This window comes from Zobellia nedashkovskayae, from assembly GCF_015330125.1.
Classification (GTDB): Bacteria; Bacteroidota; Bacteroidia; order Flavobacteriales; family Flavobacteriaceae; genus Zobellia; species Zobellia nedashkovskayae.
Genome location: NZ_JADDXR010000002.1, coordinates 2,166,170 through 2,186,296 on the forward strand (window position 1 = coordinate 2,166,170; position 20,127 = coordinate 2,186,296).

The 20,127-nt window shown below is 36.8% G+C and carries 18 protein-coding genes; 3 read left to right on the plus strand and 15 right to left on the minus strand.

Translation table 11 applies throughout. From position 1 onward, the window contains the following. Positions 1-2 precede the first annotated feature (2 nt). From IWB64_RS09110 to IWB64_RS09145, 8 genes are all read right to left on the minus strand, one after another. Positions 3-164: a hypothetical protein gene (locus IWB64_RS09110; RefSeq protein ID WP_194533722.1), complete on the minus strand. Its 162-nt coding sequence runs from the start codon at positions 162-164 to the stop codon at positions 3-5. A gap of 37 nt (positions 165-201) precedes the next feature. Beyond that, the gene (hpf, locus tag IWB64_RS09115; RefSeq protein ID WP_194533723.1) at positions 202-501 is read right to left on the minus strand and encodes a ribosome hibernation-promoting factor, HPF/YfiA family; all 300 of its coding nucleotides are present in this window, start codon (positions 499-501) and stop codon (positions 202-204) included. A gap of 116 nt (positions 502-617) precedes the next feature. After that, positions 618-1,259 (minus strand): NADPH-dependent F420 reductase, encoded by a 642-nt coding sequence (locus tag IWB64_RS09120; RefSeq protein ID WP_194533724.1) that lies wholly within the window; start codon positions 1,257-1,259, stop codon positions 618-620. Between the two features lie 56 nt (positions 1,260-1,315). Then, a complete protein-coding gene (locus tag IWB64_RS09125; protein ID WP_194533725.1) occupies positions 1,316-1,921 on the minus strand; it encodes a nitroreductase family protein in 606 nt (201 codons plus the stop codon). 154 nt (positions 1,922-2,075) lie between these two features. Continuing rightward, positions 2,076-3,104 carry an AI-2E family transporter gene (locus IWB64_RS09130; RefSeq protein WP_194533726.1) on the minus strand — a complete coding sequence of 343 codons (1,029 nt, stop codon included), beginning with the start codon at positions 3,102-3,104 and terminating at the stop codon, positions 2,076-2,078. 25 nt (positions 3,105-3,129) lie between these two features. After that, entirely contained in the window at positions 3,130-3,369 is a 240-nt protein-coding gene (locus IWB64_RS09135) for a DUF7218 family protein (protein ID WP_194533727.1), read from the minus strand. 23 nt (positions 3,370-3,392) lie between these two features. Beyond that, complete coding sequence (locus tag IWB64_RS09140; RefSeq protein WP_194533728.1) at positions 3,393-4,136, minus strand: SDR family oxidoreductase; 744 nt, start codon at positions 4,134-4,136, stop codon at positions 3,393-3,395. Between the two features lie 153 nt (positions 4,137-4,289). Then, positions 4,290-5,195: a YihY/virulence factor BrkB family protein gene (locus IWB64_RS09145; RefSeq protein WP_194533729.1), complete on the minus strand. Its 906-nt coding sequence runs from the start codon at positions 5,193-5,195 to the stop codon at positions 4,290-4,292. 321 nt (positions 5,196-5,516) lie between these two features. Here IWB64_RS09145 and IWB64_RS09150 point away from each other — a divergent pair, with 321 nt between their 5' ends. Both IWB64_RS09150 and IWB64_RS09155 read left to right on the plus strand, forming a co-directional pair. Further along, positions 5,517-6,506: a 2-hydroxyacid dehydrogenase gene (locus IWB64_RS09150; protein ID WP_194533730.1), complete on the plus strand. Its 990-nt coding sequence runs from the start codon at positions 5,517-5,519 to the stop codon at positions 6,504-6,506. Positions 6,507-6,714: 208 nt separating this feature from the next. After that, entirely contained in the window at positions 6,715-8,646 is a 1,932-nt protein-coding gene (locus IWB64_RS09155) for an endonuclease (RefSeq protein WP_194533731.1), read from the plus strand. Between the two features lie 41 nt (positions 8,647-8,687). Here the strand turns inward: IWB64_RS09155 and IWB64_RS09160 are convergent, their stop codons facing one another. Next, positions 8,688-10,172, minus strand: coding sequence for a mannitol dehydrogenase family protein (locus IWB64_RS09160; protein WP_194533732.1), 1,485 nt, complete (start codon positions 10,170-10,172; stop codon positions 8,688-8,690). Between the two features lie 13 nt (positions 10,173-10,185). Beyond that, positions 10,186-11,910 carry a purine-cytosine permease family protein gene (locus tag IWB64_RS09165; RefSeq protein WP_194533733.1) on the minus strand — a complete coding sequence of 575 codons (1,725 nt, stop codon included), beginning with the start codon at positions 11,908-11,910 and terminating at the stop codon, positions 10,186-10,188. Positions 11,911-12,286: 376 nt separating this feature from the next. Between IWB64_RS09165 and IWB64_RS09170 the strand changes: the two genes are divergently transcribed. Then, entirely contained in the window at positions 12,287-13,258 is a 972-nt protein-coding gene (locus IWB64_RS09170; protein ID WP_194533734.1) for a bile acid:sodium symporter family protein, read from the plus strand. Between the two features lie 23 nt (positions 13,259-13,281). On the opposite strand, the gene IWB64_RS09175 is transcribed toward IWB64_RS09170, so the two are convergent. From IWB64_RS09175 to IWB64_RS09195, 5 genes are all read right to left on the minus strand, one after another. Then, positions 13,282-14,649, minus strand: a complete 1,368-nt coding sequence (locus IWB64_RS09175) for a DEAD/DEAH box helicase (RefSeq protein ID WP_194533735.1) — start codon at positions 14,647-14,649, stop codon at positions 13,282-13,284. Positions 14,650-14,769: 120 nt separating this feature from the next. Continuing rightward, on the minus strand, positions 14,770-16,770 hold the full coding sequence (locus tag IWB64_RS09180) for a DUF4962 domain-containing protein (protein ID WP_194533736.1): 2,001 nt from the start codon (positions 16,768-16,770) through the stop codon (positions 14,770-14,772). Positions 16,771-16,986: 216 nt separating this feature from the next. Beyond that, on the minus strand, positions 16,987-17,208 hold the full coding sequence (locus IWB64_RS09185; protein ID WP_194533737.1) for a hypothetical protein: 222 nt from the start codon (positions 17,206-17,208) through the stop codon (positions 16,987-16,989). Between the two features lie 63 nt (positions 17,209-17,271). After that, entirely contained in the window at positions 17,272-18,054 is a 783-nt protein-coding gene (locus tag IWB64_RS09190) for an arylamine N-acetyltransferase family protein (protein WP_226975839.1), read from the minus strand. A gap of 56 nt (positions 18,055-18,110) precedes the next feature. After that, complete coding sequence (locus IWB64_RS09195) at positions 18,111-19,955, minus strand: PLP-dependent aminotransferase family protein (protein ID WP_194533738.1); 1,845 nt, start codon at positions 19,953-19,955, stop codon at positions 18,111-18,113. Positions 19,956-20,127: the final 172 nt, after the last annotated feature.

A 20,127-nucleotide genomic window follows, 5' to 3' on the forward strand; every position in this document is an offset into this window, starting at 1 on the left:
AGTTATGCTTTAAGTTTTTTTCTTTTTTTCTTGCCTTTAGCAGTTTCTTTGTTCTGTAGCAATTTGTATCCTAAATAGGCGAATTGCATACCTACCAAAGCAAGTTTTAGTTTTCTACTGTTGGCCAATGCCGAAGCAATACCAATAAATGATGTCGGTTTCATATTTAGCTTTTTTAGTTATAGATTAATAAGATGACGGCTAGTGGGCCGACATCTTATCCTTTACTTTTCTCAACTGATCTTGTAAATCACGAACGGTTTCGTTCATGGCCGCTTCAAAAGTTTCAGCATTAGATGAAGCAAAAATTCGTGGTCCGGGCATACTCAAGCGGATGTCACAAAACATTTCTTGACCGTCACTACGGTTTTCCTTTTTGAAGAAGATGTCCGCACGGTGCACAAAGTCATATTTATGTTCTAATTTTTCTAGTTTTTCCTTTACCAGCCCTTCTAAACGTTCACTGCCGGATACATCGTGATATTCGTAAATGATTTGCATGTTCTCTATTTTTAGTTTTATATTTTTTGATATGTGGAATTTTCTTCCATTCTTTTTTATTCCTTATTTACAGGAAACTAAATCTTCATAATCAGGGAGATTTAGAAGTAATCTTTCTAATACATTCTTATGGTGTCAACCAACTGCTTCAATTCATCATGAGATAAAGACTTGCCATAAATTTCTTGGTCAGGATCCATGATTTTTGTATCCGTTAAATTGCCCACGTAAAGTGTGTCAAAACCCATATCCTCTATTAGTTTTTTTGTAACATACCTGCTCTCAATATCTTGCGATGCATAAGGAATAGTTAGTTTATCGGTACTTCTAAAAGCTCTATCTCGCAAATGTTCTGCTTTTATAGAGTTAAATGCTTTTGCTGTTTTTGCTGAGCTGAATTTCATAGCTGTGTATTCTGATGCCGTATAATTGGCATCTCTTACCTTTTGGGCCATTTCGCCATCTCGTTCCGGATAGGGATTTGTTGCATCAATTATGAGCTTGTTACTGTATTGTGCAGCATATGTTTTTGCCAACTCATCTACCGCCTTAAAAGGCATTGCCAGTAAATAGACATCTGCGTTAGCTTCAAAAGCCTCTTTGATGCTCATGGCTTGTGCGTTGTTCCCAGCCTCGCTAACTAACCCTTTTAGTTCTTCTGGATGACGTGAGCTAAAGAGTACTTCATGCCCGGCTTTTGCCCAATGCTTTCCTAAATTCCCACCTATATTTCCACTACCTATTATTCCTATTTTCATAACTTTTCTTTTATATTATATCCGCTGTTGCGGAAAATCTTTTTTAATTCTTTTATCTACCCGTTCCAGCTACGGTTAAATGCAAAACTGGATAAAGGCATTCTTTTTCTATCGGCCTCTTCCTGCACTTTTAAATCATCTGATAATTTGTCTATATCACCACCGTAGTATCCAATAGCAAGTGCAGAAGCTATGTGGTATTCATTTGGGACATTAAATGTTTTCTCGGCCTGTTTCCAATCAAGACCTGCCATATGGTGAATTCCGATACCTAAGTATTGTGCCTGAACCGCCATGTTACTTAGTGACAATCCTAGGTCATAAGGAGCGTGAAAATTCTTATCACCATTATCTAAATTCGTTTTATAAATAGCTAGCACCAATAATGGTGCATTCCCTGCCCAACTCTTGTTGAAATCGCTCAAGCAATCAAATATTTCTTTATAGGCGTCAGTTCCTCTTTCTCCATAGATAAATCGCCATGGTTGCAGGTTATTAGAGCTTGGGGCCCAACGTACCGCTTCAAAAAGTTGATGGGTGTGCGTTTCAGTAAGGAAATTTTCTTTAAAAATTCTTGGGCTGTATCTTTGCTTTAATAGCGGGAATATTTCATACTCGGTATCTGCTATATTTTCTAGTCTAATTTTTTCTTCATCGTTCATCTCTATACAATTTTATTGCGATAATAAGAATATATACGAATGTAGATTGCTTCAAAAAAAGGCATTGTTAGTGCTAAAGCAAATGAGCTATAGCAAAGCGTAATACCGTTAATTTTTAGTGTAAATGCTAGTAACTGGTTTGAACTAGATTAAATCATACGGCTATGCTATCGTTACTTTCTTTACCGTATTCATCCTTATAAATCTGCACAATGATTAGAAGGAGACTCACGAATAATGGACCAAAAATCAAACCGATAAATCCGAAAAGGGGTATGCCAATAAGTACACCGATCATAGTTATTAAAGGATGTACGTCATCCAGTTTTTTTAACACATATAACCTGATAATATTATCAGTTGAACCTACTACAACTATACCGTAGATAAGTATGCCCCAAGCCTGAAAGAAGTCACCCGCTGATAAAGCCAAAAGAAAAACAGGTAATGTACCCAACATATTACCAACAAATGGAACCATAGAACCTATAGCTACGATTACGGCCCAAAAGAAGGGATTTTCAATACCAAAGATGAGAAAACCAATGAGGGCTACTACACCCTGGGCAATAGCGACCAAAGGAATTCCAAGAGCATTGGCACGTACCATCCGTCTTATTTTACTTCCAATAGTTTTTAAGTTTTCTGTACTGATAGGAATGTATTCGTAAAGTGATTCGCGCATTTCTTTGCGGTTCGTCAACATAAAATATAGAAAGAAATACATAATACCTATAGCAATGACAGAAGTGAACGTACTACCCGCAAACCCCTGTAAACTATCAGATAGCCAACCAGATACTTTGGAGACATCTATTTGAGAAGACAGGTCATAACCCACATAATTTTCTGCACTCTGTAGTTGTGTTTTTAGAGCTTTGGTAACCTTTTCGGAATTTTTGACCGCTTCGCTCACCTTATTACCCAACATAAGAACCGCTCCAGAAACCGGTATAAGTATAATCAGTACTGAAACGAACATCAATAAACTAGCAGCTAAATTAGGCTTCCATCCTTTTTTGACCAGTTTGGTCATGGGTCTCTTTAGTAGAACGTACAAAGTAATGGCGCCCAGAACCCCAGAGAAATAGGGCGCCATTTCTTGAAATATGAGTCCGCCAATCAATACTATTAACAATAGCACAAAAAGCTGGCGTATTACTTTGGGGTTTATAGTTTTCATTAGCTCTATTAATTAGGGTTTTATATTAGTTGTTTCTCAAAGCATGGATAAGTTCTGCCTTATTCATTTTTGATCGCCCGTCAATACCAATATTTTTGGCTTGTTCGTAGAGCTCTTCTTTCGTCCGTTCTTCATAAGGTTGTGCCTTGCCGCCTTTTTTACCACTGTTAGGCGAATTAGCTATACGGGCAGACTTCTCCTTACTATATCCTTTTTCACGGAGCGCCTCATATTGGTCTTCGTTCTTAATGCTAGGAATGTCCATTGTTGTTTATTTATATTTTTAACCTATTGTTGCTGTTGTGTAGGCATAATAAAAACGTCATTAATATTAGCCCTTGCTGGTTGTACCAGTGTGTAGTAAATAGCCTCGGCAATATCTTCTGCTTCAAGAAAAGTCATTTTTTGCATATCCTTGAACATCTCTTTAATATCCTCATCGGTTATGGTATTCGTAAGTTCTGTGGATACCGCTCCTGGCTCAATGGAAGTGACGTTAATTCCATATTTGGGTGCAAGTTCTTGTCGCAGACCTTCAGAGAACATTTTTACTGCAGATTTCGTCGCGCAATAAACTGCACCTCCTGGGAAGTATTTATGTGCTGCGCTTGAAGATATATTGATGATGTTTCCGCCTTTATTTTTAATCATAGTTGGCAGTACTGCGGCAACTCCGTTTAAAACACCTTTAATATTTACATCTACCATTTTTTCCCATTCATCCGTCTTTAATTTTTCAACAAAAGAAAGAGGCATTAAACCTGCATTATTAATTAGTACATCTATAGTTTTGAACTCCTCAAGTGTTTTTTTGACCAACTCCTCGTAATCAGATTTTTTGGTAACATCTCCGGTTACTATCAATGCCTCACCACCTTGATCTTCTATTTTCTTCTTTAACTCTTCTAGCTTTTCTTCACGTCTGGCCGTAAGAACTACTTTGGCTCCTTCCTTAGAGAGTTTTAGTGCTGTAGCTTCACCTATTCCGCTAGATGCTCCTGTAATGATGATTACTTTTCCTTTTATGTCCATTTTTCTTATTTTATAAATTGACTATTTAACTGATGTAAAGATTTCAATAACTCACGGCATAGCTTAATCACATCAAAATAAATATTGACTATAACCGTAAAAATGATAGGGTAGAGGTGGACTGAACTTTTAGGTAAGCCTAATAAAACCTAGTTATTCAATAAGTTCTTCTGAAGATTTAAGTGGTACGCCATGACCGTATCGTTTGGCATAGACCCAAGTAAATTCAGCACCAAAAAATAGAATTAAACAAGAATAGGAAACCCATAAGAGAATTAAAACTATAGTGCCTGCAGCACCATAAGTAGAGCCAGGGTCTGCCTCGCCAAAATAATAACCTAATAAGGATTTACCCAAAACAAATAAAACTGCGGTTATAAGGGCACCTATCCAAACTGTTTTCCAGCGTATTTTAGCATCGGGAAGGTAGCGAAAAATTAGAGCGAAAAGCACCGTAACTATACCCACGGAAACCACAAAATCTAGAACATAGGCTATATAGATAATCACTTCTGGTAGTATACTGCGGATATAAGCGTTAAGTGCTGAAATGGCTGCGGTAACCAAAAAACTGACCAGTAATAAAAAACCTATAGCAAGAATAAAAGCGAAGCTTCTAGCTCTATCAATAAGCATTTTAATAAAGTTTGAATCAGGCTTGGGTTCTACGCCCCAAATTTGATTAAGAGAAAGTTGTAAGTGATAGAAAACTCCGGTAGCACCAAAAATTAGGGTTCCAATACCTAAAATACTAGCAACCGTACTTCGGTCTTTGTTTTGTGTTTCAACCATCATAGATTGTATAGCTTCAGCAGCATCACGACCTAAGGCACTTGATATTTCTTGCGTTAATTCACCCTGCACGATTTCCGTACCCCAAACAGAACCTACAACATTAATTATGATGACCAAAAGTCCGGGTAGTGAAAGCACCGCATAGTAGGCCACTATCGCGCTAAGGCGAAAAGGATCATCTGCTTCCCATGCTTTATAGGTATCAACAATTAATTTGGGTAGATGTTTTAACTTGAATTTTTTATCGGTCTCGGTAACTGTCATAATCTGGATACTCTACAGTGGCTAGCCATAGTTTTGGGATAAAATTACCTAGACCGGTCCCAAACCATTAACCGATATGCTTAATGTTTTAATACGATTGAATAATATGGACAGGATGTTGGTTCATTTTTAGAGATATTGTAGGATATTTTATTCTAAGGTGGCGCTTGCAGCCATTTCGTGAATGTTATTTAAGACAGATTATGATGTAATGTTACGCTACTTATTTGTTTCATAAATTTTATTTGAACAGTTTGTGCCTATAATAATTTGATGGTTATACTTATCTTCAAATTATAATCTATTCTCAAAAAAAATAGTATGAAAATAGCGGTATTTAGTACAAAATCTTATGACCAAGAATATTTTGAAAAGTACAACGAAAAGTATGGGTACATTTTTTCGTTTTATGAAACTGCACTAAACGCGGATACGGCCAGGTTATCTGCCGATTGTGATGTAGTCTGTGTTTTTGTAAATGATGTGGTTAATGAAGAGACCATACAAATTCTTGCTTCAAATGGTGTCAAGTTGATTGCATTGCGATGTGCGGGATATAATAATGTGGATTTAGAAGCTGCTGAAAAAGCCGACATTAAAGTGGTTAGGGTGCCTGCATACTCACCGGAAGCGGTAGCGGAACATGCTCTAGCCCTAATTTTAACATTAAATAGAAAAACCCATAAAGCATATAATAGAGTTAGAGAGGGGAATTTTTCATTAAAGAACCTCATCGGTTTTAATCTGAATAATAAAGTTATTGGGGTTATTGGAACAGGTAAAATTGGAGCAACTTTTTGTAAAATACTAAAAGGTTTTGGATGTAAAATTCTGGCGTTTGATATTTCTAAGAACGATGAATTAATTGAACTTGGCGTAGAGTTTTTGCCTTTAGAAGAAGTTTTAAAACAAGCGGATATCATATCGTTGCATTGCCCCTTAAATAAACATACCAAACATATTGTTAATGAAAACTCCATAGCATCAATGAAAGATGGTGTAATGATTATCAATACCAGTCGCGGAGCATTAATAAATACAGCGGAAGCAATTGAGGGACTGAAGAATAGAAAAATCGGATATTTAGGAATAGATGTTTACGAGCAGGAAGAAAATCTGTTTTTTGAAGATCTTTCTGAACATATCATTCAAGATGATATGATTTTAAGGTTATTAAGTTTTCCAAATGTTCTGATAACTTCGCATCAAGCATATTTTACCAAAGAAGCAATGAATCAAATTACCATAATAACACTTGAAAATATAAAGTCTTTTGAAAATAATACGGAATTAAAAAACGTGGTTAGATAAGGAAGGAGTGGCAGTTACTGGAGGGTAAAAAGTATGAGCATCTGGTCACTTTATATTTCAGATTTAAAATAGGTGTAAATAAATAGAGCAAAAAAACCGATTTATTGTATATAAAATCTTTATTTAATAATTTAATAATCCTACTGTTGCCAAGTTGAATTATTATAAAATTATCTTTAGGAAATATTAATCAACCAATAATTTGACCATGATGAAGAAAGTTCCCCTTCTAATATTCTTTCTATTTTCTATACTGTCGTTTAGCCAAATTCCATCATATTACAATGATGTAAACCTTGAGCTTTCAGGCCAAAATTTATTGAACGAGCTTGGTGATAAGGTTACGGAAACACATACTACATTTTTGTCCTATACTCCAGGTGTATGGGAGGCGTTAAAACAAACGGATATTGACCCGGCGAATAGTTCAAACGTAATTTTGGTCTATGGGTTCAATGATAATGACAATACTTCCAATACGGATCGCACAAGAGGGGTAAATGATAACGGAGGAGGTGCTAGTGATTGGAATAGGGAACATGTTTACCCTAAATCATTAGGAACTCCAAATTTAGGTACTTCCGGTCCTGGAGCAGATGCCCATCATTTGCGACCTTCGGATGTGTCTAGAAACTCAAGTAGATCTAATAGAAAATTTGCCGATGGATCAGGCAATTCTGGAACAACGGCCCAAGGGCATTGGTATCCTGGTGAGGAATTTAAAGGTGATGTAGCACGTATGATTATGTATATGTACATCCGTTACGGAGATAGATGTTTGCCGAATAATGTAGGTATAGGAACGGCTGTTTCAGGTGATTCCAATATGATACAATTATTTTTGGATTGGAATGCTGAAGATCCCGTTTCCACATTGGAAATACAACGAAACCCAATTTTGGAAAATATTCAAGGAAATAGAAACCCTTTTATAGATAACCCGGCTTTTGCTACGGCTATATGGGGAGGCCCTCAAGCGGAAGATCGGTTTGGCGATACTGGCGGCGGTAATACAGGTCTTGTGTGCAATTCAACAGTTTCGAGTTTTCCTTATAATCAAAGCTTTGAAAATTCTTTGGGTGATTGGAGCCAGGGTACTAACGATGATTTTAATTGGACGTTGAATTCCGGAAGCACACCTTCTAGTAATACAGGACCTTCAGCTGCGGATCTGGGTTCCTATTATCTATTTATGGAAAGTTCAAGTCCTAATTATTCCAATAAAAGAGCCATTATAAACAGTCCTTGTTTTACTATTTCTTCAAATCAGGCATTATTTTCCTTTGCCTATACTATATTTGGTTCTAGTACTATGGGTAGCCTTACTTTAGAAGCAAGTACCAATGGTACAAACTGGACAACAATTTGGAGCAAAGTAGGCAATCAGGGTAGCACATGGCAAACCGCAACCGTAAGTCTAGCAGATTATTTAGAACAAAAGGTGCAACTTAGATTTAATGGTTTAACCGGCACAACATGGCAGGGGGACATAGCAATAGACAACATACGGTTAACCTCTTCTAATAGTAGTGGTGGTGGGTCTAGTTCTTCTAACGTAAATCTTAGTATAACTTTTGATAACTACCCTGCAGAAACAAGTTGGGAAATACGAAACAGTAGTAATACCCTGGTTTCTTCTGGGGGAAGTTATGACGGCCAAGCCGAGGGTGCCACTTTAAATGTGCCTTTAGAATTGGAAAATGGTTGTTATTCTTTAACCTTTAATGATAGTTATGGTGATGGTATGTGCTGTAGTTATGGTAATGGGTCATATACCCTTACCAATAGTGTTACGGGAGCTGTACTGGAATCGGGAGGTGAGTTTTCTACTTCAATAACCGAAGATTTTTGTTTAGGAAGTAGTTCATTAAAAGTGAATTTAAACTCCTTCGGACAAGTTGATGATGATTTTAATTTTGAAAAAATTGAGAACGGTTTTTATCCAAACCCTGTTAGTGATATTATAGTAATAGATGCGGATGATAACAGTATCTACACGATATATGATACTATTGGTAATGCGGTGCAAACAGGTATGATAACACCAAGAATTAATCTTCAATCACTTCCAACTGGGGTTTATGTACTATATTTTGTGAAAGATGAAAATAAAATATTCAAAAGATTGATTAAAGAATAGTTCTTGGGTTTCATATACCTATTGGGCCATGATGTATTACGCTATACCATCTTTTTCATTTGCTCTGATACATTCGGGTTGGCATAGATTACATCAATCATTTCTGCATATTGTTCGGTGAATTTTTGATTTTCAATTAGATTACCGAATATAGACTCCAACTTCAAAAACGAAAGTTTATCATTAGCTGTCTCTTTTGCCGCTTCATGTAGCTCGTCTTTCATAGCATCAACAATATCAAGAGGTTCGTTGTGTTGGTTTACTCCTTTATCACTATAATAACACCACGCCGCAATTACAAGGGTTGCATATTTAATACTACCACCGTTTGCTAGATTATCATGAATGGTAGCGATTAAGAATTTGGGAAGTTTAGCAGAACTTTCCAGACAGATACGAGCAAGGTTGTCTTTTATGTTTGGATTGCCAAAACGTTCTATTAAACTATCCTTGTAAGCATTTAAGTCTACGCCTTCTACTGTATCCAGTACTGGGGTTACTTCAATATCCATGAATTTCCGAAGATAACTACCAAAAAGGGGGTCCGAAACGGTATTGTCAATAGTATCAAATCCTTGAATGGAGCCTAGTAGTCCAAGAACGGAGTGCCCTGCGTTTAACAGGCGGATTTTCATTTTCTCATAAGGCGTAACATCAGGAACAAACTGCGCACCTACATTTTCCCATGCAGGACGGCCATTACTGAAGTTATCTTCAATTACCCATTGGTGGAAAGGCTCACAGGTTACTGGCCATTCATCTTTCAAACCAAACGTTTCGCTTAGGTAATCCATGTCTTTTTGGGTAGTAACCGGAGTAATTCTATCTACCATTGCGTTAGGGAAACGCACTTCTTTTTTTATGTATTGCGCTAATTCCGGGTCTTGTCTCTCAGCAAAAGCAGAGAGCATTTTAGCGGTCATAGTACCATTATGCTGAATATTATCGCAAGACTGAACGGTAAAGGCTGGAATACCTGCGTTTTTACGTTTTCTTAGAGCCGCAGTCAAATACCCAAAAACAGTTTTAGGAGTTTCGGGGTTGGCCAAATCGTATTTTACATCTGCATTATCAAAATCGAATTCGCCGTTTGACGGCTTAAAATTGTAGCCACCTTCAGTAATGGTCAGGGAAACAATTTTAATATCCTTATCGGCCATTTTATCGATAACGGCTTGTGGGTTATCCACAGAAAGCATAAAATCTATAATGGAGCCTACTACTTGGGTTTCTACCTTGCCATCCGGATGTTTGACAATTAAAGTATAAAGGTGATCTTGTCTTTTCAATATATCTGCCATGTGACGGTCGCCTTCTCTAAGACCTACTCCACAAATACCCCAAGAGGAAGCATCTGGTCCATGTAATAACATATCTGTATAAACAGCTTCATGTGAACGATGAAAGCCGCCTACACCAATATGAACGATTCCTGCCGTAACCGAATCACGGTCGTATTTTGGTATGCTGATGTCCTTTGGTAGACGAGATAGATTTTTTTGATTTAATTCTATAGATTCCTTCATGATAAGTGTGCGTTTAATGGTCGCTTTTGTTCAATACTTTTTTTCTTTGTAACACCCAATAGGCCGTTGCAAAATACGTTAATGTGCAGATAAATGCATAGGTGTAAAAAATATCCCGGTTAATTTCGTATTGCGCCATATCTGGGCTCCAGAACATGGTGATAATAGCAAGAACCATAGTAATGATTAAGCTGCCATAGGCAACTACACGTAGTAGTTTGGTAAACCCGGATTTATCATCCAAATGAGGAGGGTCATTTTCAGCTTGTTCATCTTGGTAAGCTATTATTTTCTCATTTCGTTGTTTGTCAAGTGCTTCTTCTTCTGGGTAACTTTCTGCTGCACCATATTTCTTTGCCAAAAGTGTATAGAGTAAGATGGTAAATATCCAGGTAGGAATAAATAAATAATAGAAAGATATAACGTTCATGGCGTTGAGACCAAAACCAAAGACCAATCCTAGCCCCCAAGAAGCCACGGCAGGAACACTAGTTTTTAAGTTTTTATAGGATACCCAATATCTGGTAAGACCTATACGCGGAAAAATTACATGCTCAGCAAAAACAATGGCACCAACAGGTACAACCAACAGTCCTGCGTAAGTCAATAAGGGGAGCATTTGTGTAAATACGAATGGGAAGCACGCCACCACAACGGTAACTATACCCACCACCATAGTTGTTTTTCTTCTTGAATGTTTGTAGAATATGGCCTGTGCAGCTAATCCTGCTCTATAAAGGTTGGCATTGGCGGTGGTCCATCCAGCAATGATAACGATAACAAAACCAGAAAGGCCAAGTGCGTAGTATGCCACATCGCCAGGGTCAAGTTCAGTAATGCTTTTCTTTAATAAAACAGCCGTACCTGCACCCATAATACCTGCACTGATCCACGCAACAAAATGTCCGAACAACATACCCGAACTGGTAGCTAGACCATATGAACTTTTCTTTGCATAACGGAGTAATGCCATATCTATTAACCCAAAGTGAGTAATGGTGTTTGCCGCCCATGCAAATCCTATAACTTCCAGTAGACCTATGCCGGGTTCTCCAGCACTGTTTATACCGGTCCAAATAGATTGGTCCCCGATAAGTAAAAAGTCGCTCCACCCGTTTAGTTCGGTTTTACCTATAACCGCCTCAGATAAAGCAGGCATAAGCACAAGAGCTCCGCTACTAAACATAACAAAAAGCCAAGGGGCACAAATACTGGAAAATTCAGAAACAGCCTTAAAACCGTACATGGCTACAAAAACAACTATAGTACCCACTAAAAGCACCACTATCACAAAAAATGCATTTGTAGGATACCAATTGAGTTGTGCCGGGATATCAAATGCGAATCTAACTGCTGTGGATGAAACTGTAATCATGGCCGCAGATATTACGGTGAATATAATTACGTTAGCCCAATTGTATAGCTTGGTCATTGAATCGCCTGCTATTTTATTCAAATAGGTGTAAAGGCTCTGGCGGGTATCTACCGCAATAGGCGCAGTAATGAAGGTCCAGCTTAAAATCGCTAAAATATTACCAACTAAGAGGCCCAATATTATATCTGTAGTACTGGCCCCAAGCGCAACAAAGGTCGCGCCAATAACAAATTCCGTGGCTGCAACATGCTCACCTGCATATAAGCCTAAAAAATGTGCCCAACCATGTAATTTATGTTTTGAAATTGGTAGCTGTTCCTCATTCAGTTCTTTTAATGCGCTATAATCTTCCGAAGCGTTCATAAATTTAGGTGGTTTAAATATTTTAATGTTTTAAAGGAACTAAGCCGGAATGAGAAATATTCTGTCTCAGTCTGCTAACTTAACAAAAGCTTTTCGTATAACTTTTATTTATGTTTCTTTTTTGAGAAATTTAGAGAATTCACGATTGAATCGTTAACATTTAAAATTAAATTATGGAATAGGGCTAAAGTAAATATTGAAAGAGCAGGTTAACAATTGTTCCTGCAGTATTTTTGCTAAAATTTAAATATGTTGCCATAAAAGGTACTACAAAAGTAGTAGGATTCAAAAGGCGATAGTTACTATTATTGTTGGGCCTTTTCCCTGTTTTCCGATAAATAGTATTGTTTAGCACAGCGTAACAAAGAAAATATGTATGAGATTAAAGATTGATGGATTTGTGCTATCTGTTATCGCGGTAATTGGCATAGCGTATGTTTTTCCGCAGTGGGGAACACCTGAAAGTAAAATTCCAATCGACACAATTAGTGCTATTGGAATTTCGCTTATATTTTTCTTCTACGGACTTAAATTAAGTCCGGCAAAATTAAAAGCAGGAATTAAGAACTGGAAATTACATGTTCTGGTACAAGGATCTACCTTTTTAATATTTCCGTTATTGATTTTGGTTTTTCGGCCATTTATTCAAAACGAAGCACAGGAAACCATTTGGTTGGCATTTTTTTTCTTGGCAGCATTACCATCAACCGTATCTTCATCTGTTGTAATGGTTTCTATAGCAAAGGGTAATATTCCGGCAGCTATTTTTAATGCCAGTATATCTGGGATAATAGGTGTTGTTCTTACTCCTTTGTGGATGGGCTTGTTTGTTCAGAGTGCGCAGACAGATTTTGATTTCACCGATATTTATATAAAACTATTTGTTCAAATAATTTTACCGGTAGTGGTGGGTATTCTTCTGCAACGCTTTTTGGGAGAATTTGCTCAAAAACATAATAAGCGCTTAACCTTGTTTGATAAGTCTGTAATCCTTCTTATAATCTACAAGAGTTTTGCGGAATCATTTGAAGGAGATATATTCAGTACGGTATCTATTTTGGATTTATTGATGCTTTTTGTAGCCGTTTTGATATTGTTCGGGATTGTGTTTTTCTTAACGGGTTTCTTAGCAAAAAAGATGAGGTTTAATACTGCAGATCAAATTACGGCCCAGTTTTGTGGTACAAAAAAATCATTGGTACACGGAACGGTATTTTCTAAAATAATATTTGGAAAGCTAGCCTCTATAGGCATAATCCTTTTGCCGCTTATGCTATTTCATGCCATACAATTATTAATAATCAGTACGGTGGCATCTAGAATGAGTAGGAAGAATATAACGGAGTAGTTTTTAATCCGTGGCTTAAATTGTTACCACTTCTTCTTGCTACTGTTTTTGTTTTGGATTTTATCGCCTCGTTTTTGTGGCTTTTTGTACTTCTTTTTTATTTTTCTCTCGTAGCTTTTTACCTCTGCTTGTACTTTGCTATTCTTGGCTGATTTCTTATGAAAGGAAGCTCCTTTTTGAATAGGAGAATCATCGTCAGCTAACTCTGCGTGAGGGTCTACCGGTTTAACGTCTTCTTCAGGTGTTAGTTCAGAGCTAATTTCTACTTCTTTGGGAAACTCATTAAAAGGTATTTTGTAGTTCATTAAGCTTTCAATAGCCTCTTTTAATTCGGTCTCTTTTTCATTGTAAAATAGAATAGACCTTCCTTGTTCACCAGCTCTACCGGTTCTACCAATTCGGTGGATGTAATTTTCAGGATAGTAAGGTGTATCAAAACTAATTACCGTACTTATTTTATCAATATCAATACCACGAGCAATTACATCTGTCGCGATAAGGATTCTACTTTTACCGTTTTCAAATTTCTCAATGGATTTTGTACGGTGGTTTTGTTCTTTACTTGAGTGAATTACAGAAATTTCAGATTCAAAATTTTCTAATGTTTCAGCAAGTCTATCTGCACTGATCTTGCTACCCACAAAGATTAATACTTTGTTGTACTCATCTTTATCTTCTAACAGATGATGTAATAAGTTGGCCTTGGTATAGAAATTAGGAACAGCATAGGCTTCTTGACTAATACTTTCCAAAGGTGTACCACTTATAGAAATGGTTTTTTTAACCGGGTTAACTAGGAAATCGTTCATCAATTGGTCTACGTAAGTAGTCATAGTGGCAGAAAAAAGGATGTTCTGACGCTTTGTTGGTAGATACTCAAAGATGTTCCTTAGCTGCGTTTTATAGCCAAAATCTAACATAACATCAACTTCATCAATAACCAATTTTTTAATTGATTTTAATCGCAACACATTAGCAAGCACCAAGTCATATAATCTTCTAGGCGTACCTACAATAATATCTTGACCTTCCGCTACAGCTCTTTTCTGATTGTTTATATTGTTAGAGCCTCCGTACACACCCAGTGCCCTTACACTTAGATATGGCGTTAGTTTTTCTATTTGCTCTACTATTTGAATTACTAGTTCTCTAGTAGGCGCTAGGATTAAAACCCTAGGGTGTTTTTGATCAGAATATTTCAAATCCTGCAAAATAGGTAGAAGGAATGCAATTGTCTTTCCAGTTCCGGTTTGGGCAATACCAACAAAATCAGTGCCGCCAAGGATGGGGGAATAAGACTCTTGTTGAATAGGTGTTGGTTCATCAAACCCTAAATCTACAATAGCCTTTTGTAACTGCTTTTTAATTTTGAAATCTTCGAAAGTATTCATTTTGCAAAAGTAATCAAGAAAAATCTGAAAGTGAGGGCATTTGTACCAATAAACGTCAAAGTGTCTTTTAGTTCATACCATAAGAGTGCTTTTGCTTGATAAACCATCTAATGCCTGAATTTATTTTTCTTTCTTAATGGTTAACTTCATTGCAAATTCAGCTGCAGAAACCTTTTCCTTTGTTGTGATTGCCAGCTTTACACCTCTTTCTTCATCACCACCTTCGTCTACAAATCCTGGTTTTCCTGGTGCCGTTAAAATATTAGCATCCACTTTTGTTTCAAATATTTTAGGAGCGATAATTTTTACCAAAAGGCTCGTTTCTTTAGGCTCAAATTCAAATGTGTTCTCTGAAATCTGATTTATAGCATTATCTGCGTGTAAAAACGAAGTGATAATTTTAGGGGAATTTGTTTCAACATCATCGGTTATGGTAAAACTACCCGGAGCCTTAAATTCAAACTTACGAGTGAATTTTTTTACCCCAACCTCAGGTTCGTACGCTGCGGTAACATCTGCTAAAATAGAAATTTGATTAGCATCTAACTGAGCATCTACAATTCTAATTTTATTGATTCTCTCATAAGGAATACCGTAAAAAATATCATGCCCTTCACCTTCATGATTCTGTCCTTTTCCGTCAAATACAAGAGTGTTGTGACTTTGTGTCATTGTGAGTCCTTCGTAACCAGAATCTCCGGTTAAATATTCTCCGTTGGCCCAAATGATAAAACTGCCTGCGTCTGGATGTGCATGACCGCTAGATAAACGCCATTCTGGATATTTTATCTGTTTTTCTAATGCAGAGTGACCTTCGGAAGGTCCACATTTAAATGAAAATGCAGTAGCATCATTGTTCCAACTTGTTCGCCAAAAAACAACATCGTGGTCTTTGAAATAGTGCCATGTTTCTTGTTTTTCAATAGGTATAGTTTTTACGGTAGGGTTATACCAAATAAAAGTCCACATTTCTTCTGCGCTTACTTGCCCTTTCTCCTTCAGCCAATTGGCAACACCTTGTGCTTCCCCGTTTTGAAATTTGTTGGCAAGATTATATAAAATATTATAACTACTCTGAAAGTGACCGTCTATACGTTCTCGACCATAGTCTTCACTTTTTTTAGATCGTGTAAGTCCACCGGTGTAGGTATCACCATAATCAAAATGGAATTCACCGCCTGGTAATGTTGCGTGGGCTATATATTTATGAATCAATTTTAAACCTGGTGCTGCTTCAAATAGGTCCTCTCCTGTAGCATGCAATTGCACATCTAAATAATGAATAAGCCATGGTGTGGAAAAAATCCAATATTCAATACCTTCATAGTAAAACCCGTCATCAGAATAGGTTCCTAAAACACCTTCATAAATTGCTCGTGGTAAAGCAGCCCAATCATCTGCTTCAGGCGTTTCACCTTGTAGTGCATACGCGGCAACTGCCAAACCGGTCATGGGAATAAAGGTATGATTTTGACTATAAGCGTATGTTTTGCCTGATTTTGGCTTATAAAAATCATACAACAACCTAGCCTGTCGTATTAATTTTGCCTTGTATTTTTCGCGTTCAGTAGGAGTTAAATCGTGGTAAAGTAAATCGTACCCCCAACCCAAGCCATAAAGTAGATGGCCGGCAGCTAGATCAACATCTGGTTTGTTATATAGATAGCCCCAAACGTTATAGGAAAGTGCAGCTTCCATATATTTCTTGGCTGCATCTAAGTATTTTTTTTCGCCTGTTATTTTATAGGCAAGAGCTGCTTCGGGAATTCCTAGTCCGACTGGATTTTGAACCCTGCGGTCCTGTGCTGGTGCAGGTGTTGGTTCAATAGTCATGGCCCTAACCCTGGAAAGAGCAGTTTGCCAGAGTTCTTTTTGTGATTTGGTTTTATCTTTTAACCCTTCAATTTCAGATTGTGTTAGAAAAATTCTTGGATGCACACCTTCAAGTTCTTTTTTCAATGAAGAATTTTTTGTCTTCATCAAACTAACAAGCACGCTTTCACCTTTTAATTTTTCATTTGCAGCCTGTTCGGCTTCGAGTTCTTGCGTGTCTTGAGCAAATGTGAAACTCGTTAGCAATAAGTTTAGGAGGAGGGAAAAAATAGATACTTTCTTGTACATAATATTTCGTTTTGTTGAGATAAAGGCTTGAAACATTTAATGTACAAGCAATCAAACCTAAGCGAAAGATTACAACATTCCAAAAACTAAAATATAATCCCTAGGAATTGAACAATTAGCTTTTTAGAAACGTAACGATGTAGTTTGTGAATTTAGAACGAGGTGATTGATATATCCAGAATAGAGTGTTGTCAAGAAAAGGGATTCAGTTTTCGTTTATTCTATTATTTCGTAATCAACATTCAGTTTACGCAACGCTCTTAGGGCAGAACCAGAATTTTTATCCTCAACCTCAATGTCTACAGCATCTCCTTCTAAAAGGATATCGGTAAGTTCATGAGCTAAAGAGCTACCTACATTAGAAATCTCTGTAATACATTGGACTATTGCTCTTTTATCTGGTCTTTGAGCATCGCAAGACAATAAGTTTAATTTCATAATGACAGTTTATTATTGCAAGATACTAGAGTTGAGATAGGTTTGGAATGGTTTTAGACTTTATTAGTAACTATCTTTTCTAATTTCTATGTCAAAGTAGTGCTTCAATTTTGTTTCAAACTCACTTTCCTTAAACCTTACCTCTTCCTCTATTCCTGCTTTGGTAATTTTTAACTGTGAATTATTGAGCGTTATTCTTCCTTCATTTGTTGTAATGGATATTAATTTCTTTTTGCTGAAATGCGATTCATCGCTGGTCTGGTGGAATTCACATCTCTGAACAAATTCAGAAAGTTCGCGTGGGTCAGTTTTAAAAATATATTGCGGAATTAAGTCACTGCTTTTTAGTTCATTTATGCGGTAGTAATCCTTTTCATAGGTGTCGAATTGAAACTGGCCAAGAGTATCGGTAATCTTTTGGTTTGGTATTAATTCTAGCGGTTCTAATGTAAACTTTCCAAAACCAACATCTACCAAATAATCTTGGTTTTCCAAATTAACGATAATGGCCATATGGTCATACTCAGGACTATATTCTTCATTTTGCACATGAACGCGAGCTGAAATCAGTTTTGCGTTAAAACCAATTTCTTTTAGAAGTTGATGAAATAGCCCGTTTAGCTCGTAACAGAATCCACCACGGTTCTCAATGATTATTTTTTTATAAATATGAGCTATTGAAAGATTTATTTCTCTTCCATAGTGGATATCCAAATTTTCAAACGGAATATTTAGAAGGTGCTTTTTCTGAAGTTCATAAAGAACACGTTTGTTGACTTCCGGAGAGTCAGTAAAGTTTATTCGGTTTAAATACGGCCTTATATCCATGGTGCTAATGTATTTCATAGCTACATAACCAGCTGTTTCTTAGTTCTTGGGTAGGAGTATTTCTTCTACCAAAATTAAATACTTTCAACAAATTTTAAAAACACTTTTTTGTGATGGTCAAGGTCCAAACTTGGTGAAAGTGATACTCTTACGATGTAATCTTTATCGCCCTCTTTAGTCGTTCCTTGAGTAGAAGTGGCGGGTATTGTCCAGTAACAACCGTTTAACTGCCCGTAGCTCACACAGAACTTGCTCTCGTTAGGAATTTCGGTAATCATTAAGTTGATTAACTTCAGGTTTAGCGCTCTCTTATACGCTTCTTTTTCCTCAGGGGTATTACCTTTAGTGGGCAGGTCTAATGAAAAAACAGATGGCGTGAACCCTTCTGATGCCAGTTCTTCTGAAACAAAATTGATTTTTGCTCCTGGTAAGGTCTCGTGGATATAGTTTACAAATTCGCGAGTGTTTTTATAAGCATCATAAATTCTTTCATTCATAGAAGGTAATTGCTTTGCCAATATTTCAACTTGATAATCTGTAGCTTCATTATCGCAAAGTCTTAAATGCATGTCTATTTTGTCCATCAAAGCTTCCGTTTTTGTATTTCCTACGCAATAGCCAGCAGTACATTGGCCGCCGCTAGGAAATTTAGAGCCACTAACATATGAAATGGTTCTAATGGTAGATAGGATGGCATTCTCGCCTAGAAAGTGAACATTAGGACAAAATGTTTGATCTAGAATAAAAACGGGATCAATTGCAATCTCACCACTATCCGTTTTTCGCTCTTGACTCAAAACAGCCTTTAAGTTAATGAGGTTTGGAACTTCTACTCTAGGGTTTGTTGGGATTTCTGCAATGATGTAGGGAACGGCATCTTCGTGAGCTATGTTATTTAAAATGGTGTCAATACTCTGTACCATATCATTAGCACCATCCACAAGTAAATCCACGATTTCTACATTGTCAATACAAGCAGCTACACGTCTTGCTTGGTCATTGGTGCCACCATAACAATTAGGCGGAACAATGATTTTTATAGCCTTTCCTTTATGGTTGTCTAAAGCATCATGAATTAGACCCATCATAATGGCATACTGCATAGAAAGTCCGCTAGAAGCAAGTAATGCCTTTGTATTGGAACCAGTAACGGTTGCAATTGAATTTAAGACTAGCGTTTTGTTAGTCTCCGTGCTGGTTATCTTAGTATTGGTAGAAGATTGCCCGATGATTGACTTTAAGGCAACTATAGAATTTGCCGGTGTCATGGCAATAGTTTCCCTTCTTCTTACATGCTGAATATCTGAAATATAACTCTCATTTTCCTTACCATTTATAATTAGGATACTGCCTAGTTTAGAATTAAGGTTGACGTAAAAATCAATATTTGGATTATGGTCAATTGAACCAATTTCTTCTTGTTGCGAAATGAAGATGGTACTGCCATCAAACTTTGTAATAGTTGAAGCTTTTTCAATTTTTTTCAATTCAAACTTATAGCCATACACCCGCTTTACAACTTCGGCATTAAAAAATGTTGGCAAGTCATCTGTATAGATGATTTGGGTGTTGTTACCTTCTAACAAGTTTTTTCTTAAAATGGCTAAAACGGGAATCGTCTTTGATGAAAAGCTAATTACATTATCTGCTTTCAGATTATTTAAGTGAGCAATTACCCACTCTAGAATACAAGATAAAGGGTGGCCCAATCTAATATAGTCGTAAGCGGTGGGTAACTCATTTAGGGCGGATTGAGTGGAATTGGCTTTATTAAATAAGGCTTCAAACTGATGTAAAAATTGAGTTTTAGCTAAACTTTCATTATAAATATCTAGCCTGTGGGTTGTTAGATTCAACCATCCAGCAGGCATATTTTCCAGTACTTCTTTAATATAATTTAGCAGTTTACTATCTCCCATAACTTTCATCCTTAAATAGAGTGGTAATATACATTAATAAGTTTTTTTTAAGTGCTATAAAGGGTTTAATTGTATTGCATTTATGATACTTTAAAGATAGCACGTTAGGTTAATTTGAAATGGCTTAGGGCAGAAGTGAAGTGGTTGGTTATAATAGATTAGCAAAATATAA

What these genes read in the sequence shown, in the direction of transcription:
- IWB64_RS09155 (WP_194533731.1), top strand. Translation starts at nt 6,715, where the DNA reads ATGATGAAGAAAGTTCCCCTTCTAATATTCTTTCTATTTTCTATACTG.
- IWB64_RS09120 (WP_194533724.1), bottom strand. Translation starts at nt 1,259, where the DNA reads ATGAAAATAGGAATAATAGGTAGTGGAAATATAGGTGGGAATTTAGGA.
- IWB64_RS09150 (WP_194533730.1), top strand. Translation starts at nt 5,517, where the DNA reads ATGAAAATAGCGGTATTTAGTACAAAATCTTATGACCAAGAATATTTT.
- IWB64_RS09130 (WP_194533726.1), bottom strand. Translation starts at nt 3,104, where the DNA reads ATGAAAACTATAAACCCCAAAGTAATACGCCAGCTTTTTGTGCTATTG.
- IWB64_RS09135 (WP_194533727.1), bottom strand. Translation starts at nt 3,369, where the DNA reads ATGGACATTCCTAGCATTAAGAACGAAGACCAATATGAGGCGCTCCGT.
- IWB64_RS09110 (WP_194533722.1), bottom strand. Translation starts at nt 164, where the DNA reads ATGAAACCGACATCATTTATTGGTATTGCTTCGGCATTGGCCAACAGT.
- IWB64_RS09180 (WP_194533736.1), bottom strand. Translation starts at nt 16,770, where the DNA reads ATGTACAAGAAAGTATCTATTTTTTCCCTCCTCCTAAACTTATTGCTA.
- IWB64_RS09175 (WP_194533735.1), bottom strand. Translation starts at nt 14,649, where the DNA reads ATGAATACTTTCGAAGATTTCAAAATTAAAAAGCAGTTACAAAAGGCT.
- IWB64_RS09125 (WP_194533725.1), bottom strand. Translation starts at nt 1,921, where the DNA reads ATGAACGATGAAGAAAAAATTAGACTAGAAAATATAGCAGATACCGAG.
- IWB64_RS09170 (WP_194533734.1), top strand. Translation starts at nt 12,287, where the DNA reads ATGAGATTAAAGATTGATGGATTTGTGCTATCTGTTATCGCGGTAATT.
- IWB64_RS09145 (WP_194533729.1), bottom strand. Translation starts at nt 5,195, where the DNA reads ATGACAGTTACCGAGACCGATAAAAAATTCAAGTTAAAACATCTACCC.
- IWB64_RS09195 (WP_194533738.1), bottom strand. Translation starts at nt 19,955, where the DNA reads ATGGGAGATAGTAAACTGCTAAATTATATTAAAGAAGTACTGGAAAAT.
- IWB64_RS09185 (WP_194533737.1), bottom strand. Translation starts at nt 17,208, where the DNA reads ATGAAATTAAACTTATTGTCTTGCGATGCTCAAAGACCAGATAAAAGA.
- IWB64_RS09190 (WP_226975839.1), bottom strand. Translation starts at nt 18,054, where the DNA reads ATGAAATACATTAGCACCATGGATATAAGGCCGTATTTAAACCGAATA.
- IWB64_RS09160 (WP_194533732.1), bottom strand. Translation starts at nt 10,172, where the DNA reads ATGAAGGAATCTATAGAATTAAATCAAAAAAATCTATCTCGTCTACCA.
- IWB64_RS09140 (WP_194533728.1), bottom strand. Translation starts at nt 4,136, where the DNA reads ATGGACATAAAAGGAAAAGTAATCATCATTACAGGAGCATCTAGCGGA.
- IWB64_RS09165 (WP_194533733.1), bottom strand. Translation starts at nt 11,910, where the DNA reads ATGAACGCTTCGGAAGATTATAGCGCATTAAAAGAACTGAATGAGGAA.
- hpf (WP_194533723.1), bottom strand. Translation starts at nt 501, where the DNA reads ATGCAAATCATTTACGAATATCACGATGTATCCGGCAGTGAACGTTTA.